The 16,052-nt window shown below is 57.7% G+C and carries 15 protein-coding genes; 8 read left to right on the plus strand and 7 right to left on the minus strand.

The genetic code is table 11. The features are described from left to right. Position 1 precedes the first annotated feature (1 nt). Both K6118_RS14595 and K6118_RS14600 read left to right on the plus strand, forming a co-directional pair. Entirely contained in the window at positions 2-742 is a 741-nt protein-coding gene (locus K6118_RS14595) for an SDR family NAD(P)-dependent oxidoreductase (protein ID WP_247121223.1), read from the plus strand. Further along, positions 717-1,940 carry an iron-containing alcohol dehydrogenase family protein gene (locus K6118_RS14600; RefSeq protein WP_281500818.1) on the plus strand — a complete coding sequence of 408 codons (1,224 nt, stop codon included), beginning with the start codon at positions 717-719 and terminating at the stop codon, positions 1,938-1,940. The genes K6118_RS14595 and K6118_RS14600 overlap by 26 nt, the downstream gene beginning before the upstream one ends. Positions 1,941-1,946: 6 nt before the next feature. Here K6118_RS14600 and K6118_RS14605 read toward each other — a convergent pair whose 3' ends face one another. Beyond that, positions 1,947-2,945, minus strand: a complete 999-nt coding sequence (locus tag K6118_RS14605) for a zinc-dependent alcohol dehydrogenase (RefSeq protein ID WP_247121225.1) — start codon at positions 2,943-2,945, stop codon at positions 1,947-1,949. A 5-nt stretch (positions 2,946-2,950) separates the two neighbouring features. Next, the gene (locus K6118_RS14610; protein ID WP_247121226.1) at positions 2,951-4,720 is read right to left on the minus strand and encodes a 1-deoxy-D-xylulose-5-phosphate synthase; all 1,770 of its coding nucleotides are present in this window, start codon (positions 4,718-4,720) and stop codon (positions 2,951-2,953) included. A gap of 174 nt (positions 4,721-4,894) precedes the next feature. Here K6118_RS14610 and K6118_RS14615 point away from each other — a divergent pair, with 174 nt between their 5' ends. The 4 genes from K6118_RS14615 (at position 4,895) to pseC (ending at position 10,467) form a co-directional block, all read left to right on the plus strand. Further along, positions 4,895-6,118 carry an ATP-grasp domain-containing protein gene (locus K6118_RS14615; protein ID WP_247121227.1) on the plus strand — a complete coding sequence of 408 codons (1,224 nt, stop codon included), beginning with the start codon at positions 4,895-4,897 and terminating at the stop codon, positions 6,116-6,118. A 19-nt stretch (positions 6,119-6,137) separates the two neighbouring features. Further along, a complete protein-coding gene (locus K6118_RS14620) occupies positions 6,138-8,132 on the plus strand; it encodes a hypothetical protein (protein WP_247121228.1) in 1,995 nt (664 codons plus the stop codon). 98 nt (positions 8,133-8,230) lie between these two features. Further along, complete coding sequence (gene pseB, locus K6118_RS14625; RefSeq protein ID WP_247121229.1) at positions 8,231-9,268, plus strand: UDP-N-acetylglucosamine 4,6-dehydratase (inverting); 1,038 nt, start codon at positions 8,231-8,233, stop codon at positions 9,266-9,268. 5 nt (positions 9,269-9,273) lie between these two features. Next, on the plus strand, positions 9,274-10,467 hold the full coding sequence (gene pseC, locus K6118_RS14630; RefSeq protein ID WP_247121230.1) for a UDP-4-amino-4,6-dideoxy-N-acetyl-beta-L-altrosamine transaminase: 1,194 nt from the start codon (positions 9,274-9,276) through the stop codon (positions 10,465-10,467). A gap of 139 nt (positions 10,468-10,606) precedes the next feature. Here pseC and K6118_RS14635 read toward each other — a convergent pair whose 3' ends face one another. The 4 genes from K6118_RS14635 to K6118_RS14650 form a co-directional block, all read right to left on the minus strand. Further along, positions 10,607-11,437, minus strand: a complete 831-nt coding sequence (locus tag K6118_RS14635; protein ID WP_247121231.1) for a flagellin — start codon at positions 11,435-11,437, stop codon at positions 10,607-10,609. A gap of 634 nt (positions 11,438-12,071) precedes the next feature. Next, positions 12,072-12,548, minus strand: coding sequence for a hypothetical protein (locus tag K6118_RS14640; protein WP_247121232.1), 477 nt, complete (start codon positions 12,546-12,548; stop codon positions 12,072-12,074). A 1-nt stretch (position 12,549) separates the two neighbouring features. Continuing rightward, a complete protein-coding gene (locus tag K6118_RS14645) occupies positions 12,550-12,888 on the minus strand; it encodes a rod-binding protein (RefSeq protein WP_247121233.1) in 339 nt (112 codons plus the stop codon). Next, the gene (locus tag K6118_RS14650; protein ID WP_247121234.1) at positions 12,888-14,015 is read right to left on the minus strand and encodes a flagellar basal body P-ring protein FlgI; all 1,128 of its coding nucleotides are present in this window, start codon (positions 14,013-14,015) and stop codon (positions 12,888-12,890) included. The genes K6118_RS14645 and K6118_RS14650 overlap by 1 nt, the downstream gene beginning before the upstream one ends. A 218-nt stretch (positions 14,016-14,233) precedes the next feature. On the opposite strand from K6118_RS14650, the gene K6118_RS14655 reads away from it, so the two are divergent. Both K6118_RS14655 and dksA read left to right on the plus strand, forming a co-directional pair. Further along, entirely contained in the window at positions 14,234-14,653 is a 420-nt protein-coding gene (locus tag K6118_RS14655; RefSeq protein WP_247121235.1) for a flagellar assembly protein FliX, read from the plus strand. Between the two features lie 161 nt (positions 14,654-14,814). Further along, a complete protein-coding gene (dksA, locus tag K6118_RS14660; protein WP_247121236.1) occupies positions 14,815-15,258 on the plus strand; it encodes an RNA polymerase-binding protein DksA in 444 nt (147 codons plus the stop codon). Here the strand turns inward: dksA and K6118_RS14665 are convergent. Continuing rightward, positions 15,255-15,908 carry a hypothetical protein gene (locus K6118_RS14665; RefSeq protein ID WP_247121237.1) on the minus strand — a complete coding sequence of 218 codons (654 nt, stop codon included), beginning with the start codon at positions 15,906-15,908 and terminating at the stop codon, positions 15,255-15,257. The genes dksA and K6118_RS14665 overlap by 4 nt on opposite strands. Positions 15,909-16,052 lie beyond the last annotated feature (144 nt).

Here is a 16,052-nt window from a genome sequence, read left to right on the forward strand (position 1 = left end):
CATGGAACTTAAGGATAAGGTTGCGCTGGTAACGGGCGGCAGCCGGGGTATTGGCCGTGCCGTTGTTGAAGCGTTCGTTCGCGAAGGCGCCAAGGTTTATTTTACCTACGCCAGCAATGATGCAGCCGCCGTTGAAACCTGCCAGGCCGCAGGCCTTGCATCTGACCGGGCGATCCGGGCGGACGTTAGAGACCGGGCGTCGGTGAAAAAGGCGCTTGAAGCTGTCGGTCAGGCCGAAGGACGGATCGATGTGCTCGTCAATAACGCGGGCATCAACAAGCCGACGGATTTCGATGCCATAACCGATGAAGACTGGGACGACATCATGGCGGTCAACCTGAAGGGGCCGTTCGTGGTCACCCAGGAAGCCTTGCCCTTCTTGCGCAAGTCACCCGCTGGCAGTGTTATCCAGATGGGATCGGTCTCGGGCCAGTATGGCGGGCCGCGCACAGCGCATTATGCTGCGTCGAAGGCTGGTCTGATTTCACTGTCCCAGGTGATTGCGCGCTTCCTGGCACCTGACAATATCCGCAGCAATACGCTGGCGGCAGGGCTTGTGGCCTCTGAGATGGCGGCGGGCGCGATGAGTAACCCGGCGGTAAAAGCCGCAGCGGAAAGCGTGCTTCTGAAGCGCATGGGAACAACAGCTGAGATTGCCGAAGCCGCCGTTTTCCTGGCGAGCGACCGGTCCAGCTATGTCACCGGCCAGACGCTCAATGTCAACGGTGGACTATATTTCTAATTCAAGGGGTATCGAAGTGGTACAAGCGTTCGGATTTTTTCAACCCACCCAGGTTTTTGTCGAAGAAGGGGCCGCGGGCCGCTTGGCCGACCTTTGCAAGCTGTACGGCTCTAAGCCTCTGGTCGTCTATTCGGCTGATCTGGAAGCTTTCGCCAATCCGGTGATCGCGGACCTCGAAGTTGCTGGCCTGTCGCCCGTCCGTTTTGCCCAGAAGGACCCTGAGCCGACGTGTGATTTTATCGATGCCGCCACGGCCGAGTTGAAGGCTGAAGCCCCGGACTGTGTTGTTGGCATCGGCGGCGGCAGTGCCGTGGACCTTGCCAAAGCTTTCGCCATTTCGCTGACGCAGGAAGCCGGGATCTGGATGTATGCCAACCTATCGAACCGGCCGCCGCTTCCCCTGAAAGCGCCGGTTCTGCCGGTTATCGCAGTTCCGACAACGTCGGGGACGGGCTCGGAAGTCACGCCCTATGCTGTCCTGACCAAGACGGATACCAAGCAGAAAGGCACGGTTCAGGAACCTGCAATTTTCCCGAAAGTGGCGTTGGTTGACCCGGTCTTCACCGCTGGGATGCCGCCCGCCTTGACCGCTTCAACCGGCATGGACGCATTCGCCCATGCGCTTGAAGCCACCATCAACGTGTCCAAAGTCGCGCCGATGGCCGAGCTATTCGGCATCCAGGCCATGAAGCTGATCCTTGAGTGGCTGCCGGTCGCCTATGAGGACGGCAAGAACCTGGAAGCGCGGCAACAGATGGCCTTTGCGGCCAGCCTTGCCGGGATGGCGATTTCGCACCGTGGCACCACGACGGCGCATGCGATTGCGGAACCGCTCGGCGCGCTGACCCATATTCCGCACGGTCTTGGTGTTGCCATCAGCACGGTGCCGGTGCTCCGGCATTCGCTCCCGGCGGCTTCTGCGTCGCTCGCGCGTCTGTGGCGGGACGTCATGGGCGGTGAGGCGCTCGCGACTGAAGAAGCGGAAGCGATGGCCTTTGTCGACGCCCTGGAAGCCCTGATGACCCGCGTTGGACTAAACAAAACCGTGCGGGACATTCTGGGGGATGAGAAGTGCGAAGGTCTCAGGGACTTGCTGGTCCAGAATATTCTGGAATTCAAGTTCCGCCCGCTCAAGCAGCATCCGGTGGAGTTTGACAAAGCTGCCCTGGAGACAATTACCGCCGACATTATCGGCTAAGGAGCATCAGGGCTCGACAATGCCCTTGATATAGCCTTCCGTGCGCGCCGCGCTCTGCTCATAGCCCTTGCCGACATCGGCGAGGGCGAAGCGGTGTGTGATCAGCTTCTCGACCGGGAAAATACCTTCGCCGAGCGCCCACATTGCCCGTTCCAGGTCATGCCGTTTATCGAGCGACTGGTTCGGATATGCCGGGATCAGCACTGGCGCACGGTTCTGCAAATAGTTGCCGATCATCAGCGGCATGTCGTTCGAATAGGCGGCGGCCAGCACAAGCTTCGCCCGTACTTTGGCCTGGCAAACGCTGGCGGCGAGCTGAAGGCTGCTGGCGGTACCGGCATATTCCACCGCCACCTGAACGCCGACATTACCCGTCAGTGCCATGATCTCTTTCCAGGCGTCGGTTTTCTTGCCGTTGATCACGGCTGTCGCGCCGAAGGATGAGGCCATGGCCAGACGGTCATCGTGGTGGCCGACGACAATAAGCTGCGCGAGTGGCACGCGGGCGAGGGCGGCAATGAGCAGCAGGCTCATATAGCCGTCGCCGACCACGAGAACCGTATCGCCATAGTCAGGCTGGGTCTGGCGGATGATATTCATCGTTGCCATCAAGGGTTCCCCGATCGCGAGCGAAAGGTCTCCCTTGTAGGCGTCCGGCACCTTGACCAGCATGGTATCTTTTTCAAGAAAATAGTCCGCGAAGCCGCAACCGCTGTAGGTCAGGCCCGTAACCTTGTCGCCTTCCTTGAAAGCCGTGACGTCCGGACCGACGGCTTCAACCGTTCCGACCACTTCATGGCCAAGGTCGGCCGGAAAGTCGGTATAGCGGAAGGAAACGCCCGCGGTGCCGATGACCGAGCCGTCAAAAACCGGCGCTTCTGACGAGCAGATGCCGCAGGCACGCACTTTGATCAAGACGTCATTGCCCGTAGGTGTGGGGACTTCGGCGTCGATGATTTCGAAACGGCGGGGGGCGACCAGTTTGGCGGCTTTCATCAGCGTCATGTTTGTTACCCCTTGAGCGTTTTGGCGATTTTCGCGCAAACGCTGTCGGTGTCGAGGCCATATTGACGGTAGATATAATCCCGCGTGCCATGCTCGATAAACTGTTTCGGGAACCCGAACCGTTGAACGGCAGGGGCGGTGCCTTCAAGGGCGTTGCAGGCTTCAAGAACCGCGGCGCCGATGCCGCCCGGCAGGACGTTCTCTTCCAGCGTCACCACATGGCCGTACTGGGGCAGAAGCGCAACGATTGCCTCGTTCAAGTCCGACACTTCGGTCAGGCAGATATGATCTGCTTTGATGCCGTGGTCTTTCTCAAGCGCGGCTTGCGCCAGTTGGCCATAGCGGTTCTGCATCCCGACCGACAGGATCAGCGTGTCAGCCGACGGGGTGAAGCCCGCAAGCTTACGGTCGATTACGACGTCGCCATCCGGGTCGTCGATAATGCCGCCATAGGGGAACAGGACCAGCGTCGGATGTGCGAGGTTGGCGACTTCCGTCTTCACGCACTCGGCAAGGTCTGCCTGGGTCGCGGGGTAGACGATGCGCAGGTTCGGGACCGCACGCAGGTAGGAAAGGTCGAGCATGGCGTGGTGCGTGACATGGTCGAGCCCGGTATGGCCCGAGCGCGCCGCAACCATCATGACCGGCAGGTCGGAAATGCACAGGTCATGGACGATCTGGTCATAGGTGAGCTGCAGGAAGGTCGCTTCGAAACAAACGATGGGTTTGACGCCGCGAAGCGCGAGGCCGCCGCCGAAGGTAACAGCGTGCTGTTCGGCCATGCCGACATCAAGGACCCGCTCCGGATATTTACGAGAAAGGCCATAGATGCCGGTATTTTGCAGCGTGGCGGGGGTGACGACAAAGACGTCTTTGTCCTCTTCCAGAACCTCATGCATGGTTTCGGCGAAGACAGCGGCGTGCGATTTGGACTTCGGCCCTTCGGTGTTCTCCAGCGTGCCGGTATCGAACGGGAAGTTCCAGTGGATGCGCACCGGGCTCTTCTCGGCCATAGTTTCAAGACCTTTGCCCTTCACGGTTTTGACATGGAGGACGGTGGGGCCTTCAAGCGTGTCTTTGATCTCATTCAGCTTGGCAATAAGGGCGCCGATATCATGGCCGTCAATGGGGCCTTCATAGCGCAGGCCCAGTTCCTTGAAGATGTTGGCCGCGTTGGGATCGCGAGTGATTTTCTTGAAATGCTCGTGCCAGCCACCGAAGTTCTCATCGAGCGCCATCTCATTGTCATTCAGGACATAGAGGAGGCGGCCCTTGTCGACGGCCAGGTGGTTCAGGGCTTCCTGGTTCGAGCCTTCAACGAAGGAGCCATCGCCGATGACGGCAACGCTGATGTTGGATTTGCCCTGAAGCTCGAAAGCTTTCGCCGCCCCCAGCGCAAGCGAAAGCGCGGCACCGGCGTGGCTGGACGTCACAGCCTCATAAGGGCTTTCAGGACGGAAAGCATAGCCCGGGGCACCGCCGTTCACGCGGATTTCCCGCAGGAGCGGCAGGCGTTCTGTCAGCATTTTCTGCACGTAAACCTGGTGGCCGATATCCCATACCAGCGAATCTTCCGGGAAATCGAAAACATGGTAGAGCGCCGTTGTCAGCTCGATCACGCCGAGGTTGACGCCGATATGCCCGCCGGTTTTGGAAATGATCTCGATCAGTTCCTGCCTCAACTCGGCACAAAAGTCGGGCAAGGTGTCTGCCCCGATCGATTTGACGTAGGCAGGATCCATGATTTCGCGGACTAGGCGGTAATTTTTATACATTTAACCCTCGGTTACCGATGTGGTGCAAAAATTGCTTATCGTATAAGCAAGTCATGTGCCATGTAGGCGTGTTTGCTGGTTAGAAGGAACATACAAACTTCGGTACGAATGTACAGTGTCGTGGGAAGATTGTTTAGGGTAATGGTGTGATGCCGGACAGCGATAGGTAAATTTATGAAAACATTGTTGATTATCGGGGCTGGGATGGAGCAGGCGGAGGCCTATAAGCTTGCCAAGTCGAAGGGGCTGACCGTGGTCGGCACGGACATGGACCCCGAGGCCCCGGCGTTCGAATTTGCCGATGTGCGCCTGATCGCCAGCACCCGCGATGTGGATGAAACATGCGCTGTGGTCGGTGCTTTTGCCAAGACCCATAAAATCGATGGCGTCATGACCATCGCGAACGATGTTCCCTATACAGTTGCCAAGGTGGCTGAGATGCTCGGCGTACCAGGAGCTCCCTCAGAAGCAGTCGCGCGGCTGACCAACAAGGCGGAGATGAAACGCGCCTTCCAGGCCGCAGGTGTGGCGACACCCGCATTTTGCGAAATCAGGACGCTTGCCGAGCTTGAGGCCGAGGCCGGTAAGCGGTCCTTCCCGATGATCTTGAAGCCATCGGACGGACGCGGTGCCAAGGGCGTGCTCTATCTCGAAGCGGAAATGGACCTGGCTTGGGCCTTTGATCATGCCATGTCGGCGTGCGGTAGCGGCCTTCTTTTGTTGGAGGCCTATTATGGTGGTCCGCAGCTGTCGGTCGAAGGCATGTTCATTGGTGGCCGCTATCATGCGGTTGCTTTTGCTGACCGGAATTATTCGAACCTGCCGCTTACCAAGCCTTATATCGTCGAAGATGGCGGGACGCTGCCGTCCCGCTTTGGCGGAGATATGCAGGAAAAAATCCGCGCCGTTATCGAAGCCGGCGCCAAGGCCATGGGGCTTCATTGGGGTGTGGTCAAAGCGGACATCGTGCTGGATGATGCCGGTGAACCGGCGATTATCGAACTGGCGGGACGCTTGTCAGGCAATTATCTCGCCACACACCATATTCCCTTCGCTTACGGCGTGGACCTTGTGGGTGCCGTGATGGATCTCTGCCTGGGGGACGAGGTTGCCCCCGAACGGTTGGTTCCGAAACGCATGGCCTATTTGGGGGTGCGCTATTTCTTCCCGCCAGCAGGGCGCGTAGTCGCAGTTTCAGGCGGTGACGAAGTCGCGGCGCTGCCTTATGTGCATGAACTGATGATTTACCGTAAGGCTGGGGATATGCAGCCCCGGATCGAAAGTCACGGGGCACGAGCCGGTACCGTTATGGCCGAAGGCGCGAGCTATGAAGAAGCGACAGAGCGGGCGGAAGCCTGTGCTGCAATGATTAAGTTTGTTGTAGAAACTCAGAAATAGACCGCTAAGATCGGCCGCAATGACCAAACCCGCACTTTATACGGCTTTTCATCTCAATCTGGCTTTCTCCTCGATAGAGGAGGAGGACAGGCCCATCGTTATTGAGCGCTGTTATTGGCCACTGTTGCACCTGGCGGAGCAGGGCTTTCCCATCGGCATTGAAATGACGGGCTATACCCTGAGGGCGATTGGCGACCATTCGCCAGCTTGGGTCGGCCGGTTCAGGGAGCTGTTGCAGGAAGGGGCCGCGGAACTGATCGCCAGCGGCTATACACAGATGATTGCCCCGCTTGTGCCACCTGAGGTCACCCGCAGGAACCTAGCTTACGGCCTTGCTGACTATGAACGCATCTTAGGCGTACGGCCGGAAATCGCGCTTCTGAATGAGCAAGCCTATGCCCCCGGGCTCGTGCCGATTTATCATGAAATGGGCTTTAAGGCGCTGATGATGGATTGGGCAGAACCCGCGAGCCATCACCGGGAATGGCCCGCCGAATGGTCGCTGTCACCGCAGCGGATCGAAGGGGCGGATGGCACAGTCATGCCGGTGGTCTGGTCCGATGCCATGTCGTTCCAGAAGTTCCAGCGCTATGCTCATGGCGAAATCGACCCGGAAGATTATGTTGAGTTTCTGTCCGGTCAGCTGGGAGGCGGGGCCACCGCAATGCCGATCTATACCAGCGACGCGGAAATATTCGACTTCAGGCCTGGCCGGTTTGAAAGCGAAGCCGCGCAGGCGGGAACCATTTCGGAATTCGACCGGATTGCGCTTTTGCTCACGGCGCTCAAGAAAAGCGATGATGTAGAGCTATGCCTGCCGTCATCGGTGATCCCATTGGTGGATCAGGACGGGCCGCTTCTTCATCTGGAAAGTGCCGCCGTGCCGGTGCCCGTGAAGAAGCAGCGGAAATATAACCTCGTCCGCTGGGGGGTGACGGGACGCGACGACCTCAGCCTCAATACCAATTGCTGGCGCCGCTATGAAGCGCTTATGGCGCGTGGTGTGCAGGATGAAGAGACCTGGCGCAGCTTATGCCGCGCCTGGGCCAGCGACCTCAGGACCCATATAACCGAGAAAAGGTGGCGCAAGGCCATGGAGGCGGCCCCCACCCTGGAGGCTGCGGCCGAAGTCGATGCCACTGAAGCGCCGCTTCCGGATGACATTAAGGTCACGATTACGAAGCGCTATCTGAGCATCGAAACGCCGACCCAACATCTGATGCTCAAGCTGTTCCGGGGGCTGGCGGTCCAGTCTTTCGGGTATGGCCCGGTCAAGCAACAGGTTCATGGGTCCCCTGGGCCTGAAGGCGTGGTTGGCACGCTGGCGCACGGTTTCTTCAAGGATATTCTGTATGGCGCCGACTTCTATAGCGGCCATCTGGTCTTTGAACCGCATAACAGCCATAAGGTCACTGACCTCGCGCACTGTGTGCCTGAATGGCGCTGGCTTCCAGGCCCACGGGCTGTTGAGGTTACGGCTTCTGTACCCAGTGCCAAAGGTCCGCTCGAGAAAAAGGTCCGCTTTTATGTGGATGAGAGCCGGCTTGAAGTCCTGTATGCATCCCTGTGGGATTGCCCCGTGGATGGGGTGCTGCGCCTTGGCCACATTACGCTCAATCCGCAGACTTTCGACAAGAACAGCCTGTATATGAGCTGCCATAATGGCGGAGAACTTCCTGAGAAACATACCCTGTTTAAGAATGGCAAGCTGGTGGTGTTCGATCATGGCCGCCATGTCTCACGGCTTGTGACCGCACAGACTGCCCAGGGTATGACGGGGGGGTATCTTGAACTTGGTGACGATCGCCATTTTGTCCGCCTCGAAATGGCGCGTACAGATGCGGCCGGTCTCGGTATGGTTACCTGCCAGGAGGTTGACGATCTCTATTTCATACGGGCTTCTGTGAGCCTCAGGGAAGTGGATGAGACATCGGTCAGGCCATCGCTGGGCGCTGCCTCGGTCTTTGGCGCGCCTGTTGTTCGCTATGGAATAAGGATTGGTCGCCACGACTAACACACTATAAAATATGAAGAAGTTCTTTGAACGGTGTGTGGGCGATGATAGGCTGAGCGCAATCTTGTTGCGTGAGGCCCATGGGGAAGGAAAACCCGATGACGATTTCAAGCTTTGACTGCTCAGACACGGATCTGACCGGTAAGTCCATTTTGATTACCGGCGGGACCGGGTCGTTCGGCAAAATGATGTTGAAGCACATTCTGGCCAATCATAAACCCCGCAAGGTTATTGTCTTCGCCCGTGGCGAATATAATCATTATCTGCTCCAGAATATGCTGACTGAGGAGCAGCTCCAACTGGTCCGTTTCTTCATCGGCGACGTTCGGGACCAGGACCGGTTGGTTATGGCGATGCGCGGTGTTGACATCGTAATCCATGCGGCTGCTCAAAAGCAGGTGCCTCTCGCCGAATATAACCCGTTTGAATGTATCCGTACCAATGTGATCGGGGCTGAGAATATCGTACAGGCCTCCATCCGGGCGGGCGTGAAACAGGTTATCGCGCTCTCGACTGATAAAGCCGTCAACCCGATCAACCTGTATGGCGCCAGCAAACTGGCGTCCGATAAGATTTTCGTGGCGGCCAACGCGCTTGCGTCAGGAACAGGTACACGCTTTGCCGTGGTGCGCTATGGCAATGTCCTTGGCTCGCGTGGCAGCGTTATCCCCTTTTTCCGCAAGCTTCTGAAGGAAGGGTCTGACTTCCTTCCTGTTACGGACCCCAGGATGACCCGTTTCTGGATCACGCTGGAACAGGCGGTCGCCTTTACCATGTCATGTTTGCCGGCGATGCGGGGCGGTGAAATTTTCGTACCTAAGATTCCGTCCATGCGCATCGTCGATCTGGTCGAAGCGATGGCGCCGGGGATCGAGGCGCGCCATGTCGGTATTCGTCCCGGTGAAAAGCTTCATGAAATCATGATTACCGAGCATAGCGCTCCGCGTACTTTCGATATGGACGACCGGTTTGTTATCGATCCGGATTGGAGCTTCTGGGATCGGGAACCTCATTCATCCGATGGGTACCCGGCGATGCCCGAAGGCTTCGAATATACCAGCGACAAAAACGATAGCTGGATGTCGGTGGCGGATTTGCAGGCTGTTCTGAAAAATATTCCGGAAGCTGGGGATTAGAACAGATGACCGATGCCTTCCTGCCTTATGGCCGGCATCAGATTGATGAAGATGACATCGCCGCCGTGGTTGATGTGCTGCGACATGGCGTGCTCACCTGCGGCCCCAAGGTCGAGGCATTCGAAAAAGCATTTGCAGAAAAAATAGGTGTGCCGGAAGCGGTCGTTTGCTCGAACGGCACGACTGCGTTGCATCTGGCGGCGATCGTCGCGGGCCTTGGCCCCGGGGACAAGGCCATTGTTCCGGCAATCACGTTTTTAGCAACCGCCAACGCCGTTCGTATGACCGGGGCTGACGTGGTGTTCGCTGATGTCGATCCGAATACCGGTTTGATGACGCCAGAGACCATGCAGGCCGCGATTGCCAAAGGTGGCAATGCGGTAAAAGCCGTGATGCCCGTGCATATGAACGGTCAAATGGGCGATATGGAAGCGTTGCGCTCTCTTACGGAAGAGCGGGAGTTACAGCTCATCAGTGATTGCTGCCACGCGCTGGGGGCCAAATACAATGGTGGCGGCGTGCCAGGAGATGGCCGGTTTGAGGACCTGGGCTGTTTCTCGCTTCACCCTGTGAAATCTATCGCGATGGGCGAGGGCGGCATGGTTACCACCCGGGATTCCGGGGTTGCGGCACGGCTCAGGCTTTTGCGCGGGCAGGGTATGGAACGTGGCCAAAATGGCTGGGCACGGCCTGAGCTGGCGTTTGATCAGAATGGGGACCCCAACCCCTGGTATTATGAAATGCAGGAACTGGCCTATAATTACCGGGCGACGGACTTGCAGTGCGCGCTTGGTTTAAGCCAGCTTGGCAAGCTTGACCGTTTTGTTTCGCGGCGGGTAGAAATTGCCGGTCTGTATGACGAGCTGCTCGCGCCGCTGGCGCCACGCCTGAAGCCAGTGCCCAGGTCGTCCTTCGGCCAGTCTGCCTGGCATCTTTATCCGGTGCTGATCGATTTTGAGGCTGTGGGCCAGGACCGTGCCGCTGTTATGAAGGCCCTTGTGGAGTACGGCGTCGGTACCCAGGTCCATTATGAACCGGTCGCCTGGCAGCCCTATTATCGGGGCCTGTATGGCGACATGCCGCTTCCGGGGGCAGCGCACTATTATGCGCGGGTTCTCAGCCTGCCGATCTTTCCGGCCATGTCGGATGAGGACGTGAAGCGGGTTGCTGACGCGCTGGACGCCGTCCTGAAAAGCTAAGCGAATAATCGGAAATGTCTAGAAAAGGCGGGGACGCTGGGCTGAAGCTGCCGCCCGCGGTGCCAGCACCTCATGGAGGATGCTGGCCGCGGGCTTAGCCGAAACGTCATGATGGATATCGGTCATCAACCGTGGGACCTTAGCCCCGGAACAGCGACAGGATCGCTTGCGGCGACTGGTTGGCGATCGAGAGCGCCTGAACACCAAGCTGCTGCTTAACTTGCAGGGCTTGCAGGTTGGCGCTTTCCTTGGCCATGTCGGCGTCAACAAGGTTACCGATACCAACTTGGATCACGTCAGCCAGTTTGCTGGTGAAGGTGCTCGTCTGTTCAAGCGAGGTGGAGCCGGAACCAAGTTTGGTCAGAACTGCGTTCAGGTTATTGATCGCGGAGCCCAGGGTGGTCACAGCAGCAGCAGCAGCCGTTTGCGTGGAAATATCCTGGGTGGCGGTGATCGGGATCGCGGTGCTGCCCAGCGACAGGTTCTCGTGGGAAACCGTCAGGGTCTGCGTCGCGTCGGAGTTGGTGATGGCGACGATTGCATCGGTGCCGTTGTCGATTAGGTTGGTGCCGTTGAAGGAGGCGTTTTGCACGATCGAGGTGATCTGGTCACGCAGGGCGGTAAAGTCCTGGGACAGAGCAGTACGGCTCGTGGTGTCGAGGCCTTGGTCGGCTGCGGCAACAGCTTTTTCTTTCATCGACAGCAGGAGGTCGGAAATCGCGCTGGCTGCTGCAAGGGCAACATCAACGGTCGACTTGCCGCGGTCGAGCGACTGTTTAACAGCATTGAGGCCTTTAAGGTCGCCACGCAGTTTCTGGGCGATCGAAAAGACGGCAGCATTGTCCTTGGCGGACGCAATCTTGAGACCGGTGTTAATGTGGGTCTGGGTCTTTTCCAGATCCTTGCTGGTCAGGTTCAGGTTGCGAAGCGCATTCAGCGCGCTGGCGTTTACGTTAATTGAGAAGGCCATTTAACCTCTCCTCTTCATGACGTTTCTGTTGGCCGCACTAAGCGGTTTGTCATGAATTATGCAACGGGTGTGCCAGTTTTTATTTTTATATAAGATATTGAAATATATAGAAAAATAATATCGCGCTAGTAGCGGTGGGAGAAAAAGGCAATTCCTGCCTTGCCGGGTTCCGGGTTTGACAGGGTAGAAGATTCATCCCTCCGCAGGCAAAAAGTGTCACATTGTGGGGCATCGGAAAGATAACAGGGCATGTGTGGAGTGGGTATGGCCAACAGGAAGAACCCGGTTTGGCGAGGGCCGCTCTGAGTGCCTTGGTACTGTCAATGAGGTTTTGGGGGTGGCGTGTCGCAGGAAGGCGCGCGCTTTTTCTTGCGTTTTTCGCTGCGTTTGGCGGGAGCTGCGCTGGCGCCCAAGGTAAGTGGGGCAAGACACGCCGGGAGGAACACCGGGGTCTGGATCGTCATGCCATGTACCTGTCCCACCCGAGGGACGGCCGCGCCAACGCGAGGTGGGGGCGAGGCCAGGAGGCGGGTCAATTGCTGCTGGAACAAAGCTTCAGTGGCTTGAAGCTGTGTGGCAGCGCCTGTTTGGATAGCAATTGGCCCAGCTGCAAGCTGGGCCGGGGCGATAAGCATTAGATGACCTGGTTAAGACTAAGAGATGTCGGCCGGGCGGTGCTTGAGCGCTGCATCGCCGCATTCTTGCCATATGCCATCACCGGCTGGTTCTGCCGGGTCACTTCTTCGCCGACGCTCTTGATCAGGCCTTCGGCAACCGATTTGAGCCTGAGGACAATACGCGCATGGTCACGCAGCGCTTCCCTCAGTTCATCGGTTACGTCACGCAGATATTTGCGTTCGGGTGAATCTTCAGGCCCGAGCAGGTGGCTGTTGACCTGCACCAGGCCCAGGCTGTTGCGGTATTCCGCCATCAGCCGGCTTTTTTCTCCATGAAGCTTTTGTGCTTCCCGCGGGCGCCTGCTTTTCAGAAGCGCGGTTTCCCGTTCGATCAGTTCCGTGAGTGCAACCGTCAGGCGCACCAGCTTTTCAACATTGCCGGTGAGGACGGGCTTCAGCGGTTCGGGGCGCTGGGGTAGGGGATCAAGCGGCATATTACTCCTCCTGCATCTTGAGGATTTCGCGGTAAACTTGGTCGGCAATGCCGATGCCGCCTTTTTTGGCGATCGCTTTACCCATTTGCTGGACCATCATGGAGCGGAAGACATCTTCACCGTTGCCGCCGCCCATCATGCTGTCCGTCTTGACGGTTTCGAACATGGGGGACAGCATCTGCGACAGGAAGACGGCTTCGAACTGCTCAGCGGCCTCATGTGCTTTGCGCTTGTTCGCGGAAAGCCTGGGGTTGTCGATCCCGTTCTTGGCCTGAGCGGCCTGGGCGTCCAGGATCTGGACGTTGGCGGCACTGGCGTTATTTGAGATGAGGCTCGACATTACATCACCTGAATTTCAGCTTGCATCGCGCCGGCGGCTTTGATCGCCTGCAGGATGGAAATCATGTCACGCGGGCCGACGCCAAGGGCATTGAGGCCATCGACAAGTTGCTGCAGCGTCACGGCATTGGGCAGGACGGCCAGGCGGTGGTCGCTCTGGGTGTCCACGGAGATGCTGGAGCGCGGCACAGTCTTGGTCTTGCCGCCCTGGGCAAAGGCGCCAGGCTGGGAAACCTGCGGGGTTTCCGAGATGCTGATGGTCAGGTTGCCCTGGGCAATCGCGACCTTGTTGATCCGGACCTCGGCGCCCATGACGATGATGCCGGTCCGTTCGTCAATGATGACACGGGCTTTCTGGTCGGGCTGCACCATCAGTTGCTCGATGTTGGTCAGGATATCGACGAGCGGCATGTCATAGCCGACGGGGCGGTCGAGTTCGATCGTCGCCGGGTCAAGCGCGCGGGCCAGATTGCCCTTGAGCTTTTTGTTGATTGCTTCGGCAACACGGTGCGCCGTGGTCAGGTCAGGGTTGTTGAGCGACAGCCGAACCGAGGTGAGGTCGGTCAGCTCAAACGGAATTTCGCGTTCGACGATACCACCGTTGGCGATACGGCCGTTGGTGGGGACGCCCTGGACGACCGAGGCTGCCTGTCCCTGGGCACTGAAGCCGGCAACGGCCACCGCGCCTTGGGCCACGGCATAAACTTCGCCGTCGGCACCCATCAGGGGCGTGGCGATCAGGGTGCCGCCCTTGAGGTCGTTGGCATCACCCATGGAGCTGACGGAAACGTCGATATGGGTACCCTGGCGCGAGAAGGCCGGCAAATTTGCGGTGACCATGACCGCGGCAACATTTTCCGGGCGCATGGTTTCGCCCTTGGAGTTTACGCCGAGACGTTCCAGCATCGCGGTCAGGCTTTGTTGGGTATAAGGCGTATTCCGGAGGGTATCACCGGTGCCATTGAGGCCGACGACAAGGCCGTAACCAATCAGCTGGTTTTCCCTAACGCCTTCAATTGTCACGATATCTTTGATCCGGGATGCGGCGCTGGCGGGCGCGTGCGTCCACAATACAGCGGCTGCGGTGAGCACCATTACTGTGATCTTGGAGCGAAGAAAGCGTGACATATTCTGTATCCCTGCTTGCATTGGGGCCGGCCCTTTTTTGCCGGTCCACGCTGGTTTCGCCTCATAATATGCGAAGATCGTGCCAATTATTATTTTGCCCTGTGGGATGAGGTGCCGTGAAAAACAGGCTGGCGCGCTTACGCGCTGGGCAGTACAGTCTGCCACCATGGAACCGGTGAGGGCTTGCCCGCGGCGTACGTTAGGAATAAGTTGTTGGTATGAAAATTAGCGGTCCCGGACGCGTCTCCTCAAAGACGGTCAAAAAAACCTCACGCAAAAGCAGCGCCAGTGGATCTTCATTCGCAGGCGAACTCAGCGGCGCGTCCTCGGCATCTGCCCCGGCGAGTGTAGCCGGAGCGTCGCCCATTGCGTCTGTCGATGCGCTCCTTGCCTTGCAGGAAGTGCCGGATGCGACGACCGGCCGGTCTAAAGGCCTGAAGCGCGCCGAGGAGATGCTCGATGCTCTTGACGAGATCAGGAAGGGTATCCTTTTGGGGGCCGTCCCCGTGCACCGGTTGCGTAGTCTTGCCGACATGGCAAGGAATCGCCGTGGCAAGACAGGTGATTCTCGCCTAGACAGTATTTTGGCCGATATCGAACTGAGGGCCGAAGTCGAGCTGGCAAAGCTTGGTGCGTAAATTCAATTAGTTAGCTTTCGTCTGCCGCCATCACAAAAACGTCTTTTTCTGAAAACCTAATACTTCTTGTGCTCATGCTAGGAAGTCATTATATAAGCGCGTGCCTTCGAGGGGGTGTTTTGAGGTGAAGGCCTATGGTTGCTTTTTGTTAGGGAGTGACAATGACCAATACTATGACGAAGCCCGCCAAGGAAATTACATTGCCTGATGGGTATCTGCCGTCACCTGACGAAGATTTCATGAACCCGCTTCAGTTGGAATATTTCCGTCGTAAACTGATTAATTGGAAAGAAGATATCCTGAGGGAATCTGCCGAAACCCTTCAGAATCTCCAAGAAGACAATCTACGGGAACCCGATATTGCGGACCGTGCTTCTTCCGAGACCGATTGGTCCGTGGAGTTGCGGACACGGGATCGTCAACGGAAGCTGGTAGCCAAAATCGATTCAGCGCTTCGCCGCATTGAAACGGGTGAGTATGGCTACTGTGAAGTTACCGGTGAGCCGATTAGCCTGCGCCGTCTGGATGCTCGCCCGATTGCGACCATGACGATCGAAGCTCAGGAAGCGCACGAACGTGCCGAAAAGGTGCACCGGGAAGACTAAGCATCGAGTTTAGAGATAGATACGACAGTGAGGGAGCTTCGGCTCCCTTTTCTTTTGTCAGGGCTGCGGCGTATTTTTGCCGGTGCGGATGCGTTCCATGATGCGCTGCATATGGGGGGGAGTGTCTCTTTCGTCGGCAGGCTGAAGGTGCCCGCGGCTTCCTGCCAGGCAGCGTGGGCCCCGGCCAAATAGCCAAGATAGGCAGCGATGAGCCAGGCAACCGGATACTCTGTGCCGATCTCCTGCGGCCAATACACAAACCAGAGGAGGGCATCGAGGAAGTTTGTCAGGCTGCCGATCAGGAACTTCACAACCAGGTCGAAACCGATATGGTCGAACCAGTGTTCGAGCTGGCCGAGGTTGTAGAGAAGATTTATGAAGTCGGTGAGTTCGACAAAAAGGTAGGTGAAAACGGCCATGCAGCCATAAAAACCACCGCCGAAACGCATCCATTTGGCATGGACTTTATTGACGCTCTTGTGTTTTTTCTTGGGCCGCTTCTTCAGGGCCTTGAGCCAAGCTTTGAGGGCGATGTCGCCGTCGCCTGGGGTGTGGGCCTCCGCCGCGAGCGACCAGCGCACCAGGAAATAGGTCAAGACCGCAAGTGGCATACCCATCAGAAATACGGCTTTGAAAAATGCCCAGATCACGGCGTTGTCCCCACTTCCGCTGCACCATAGGAGAGGGTTTTACCACAAGCTAAGCTGTCGGACTATCCGTCTGAAGATTAGGACAAAAAAAGGGCCGGTCGCACATGGCGCCGGCCTTTGAAGAGTTGGCTTTATTTCGGTAAG

The organism is Kordiimonas marina (genome assembly GCF_023006325.1).
GTDB lineage: Bacteria > Pseudomonadota > Alphaproteobacteria > Sphingomonadales > Kordiimonadaceae > Kordiimonas > Kordiimonas marina.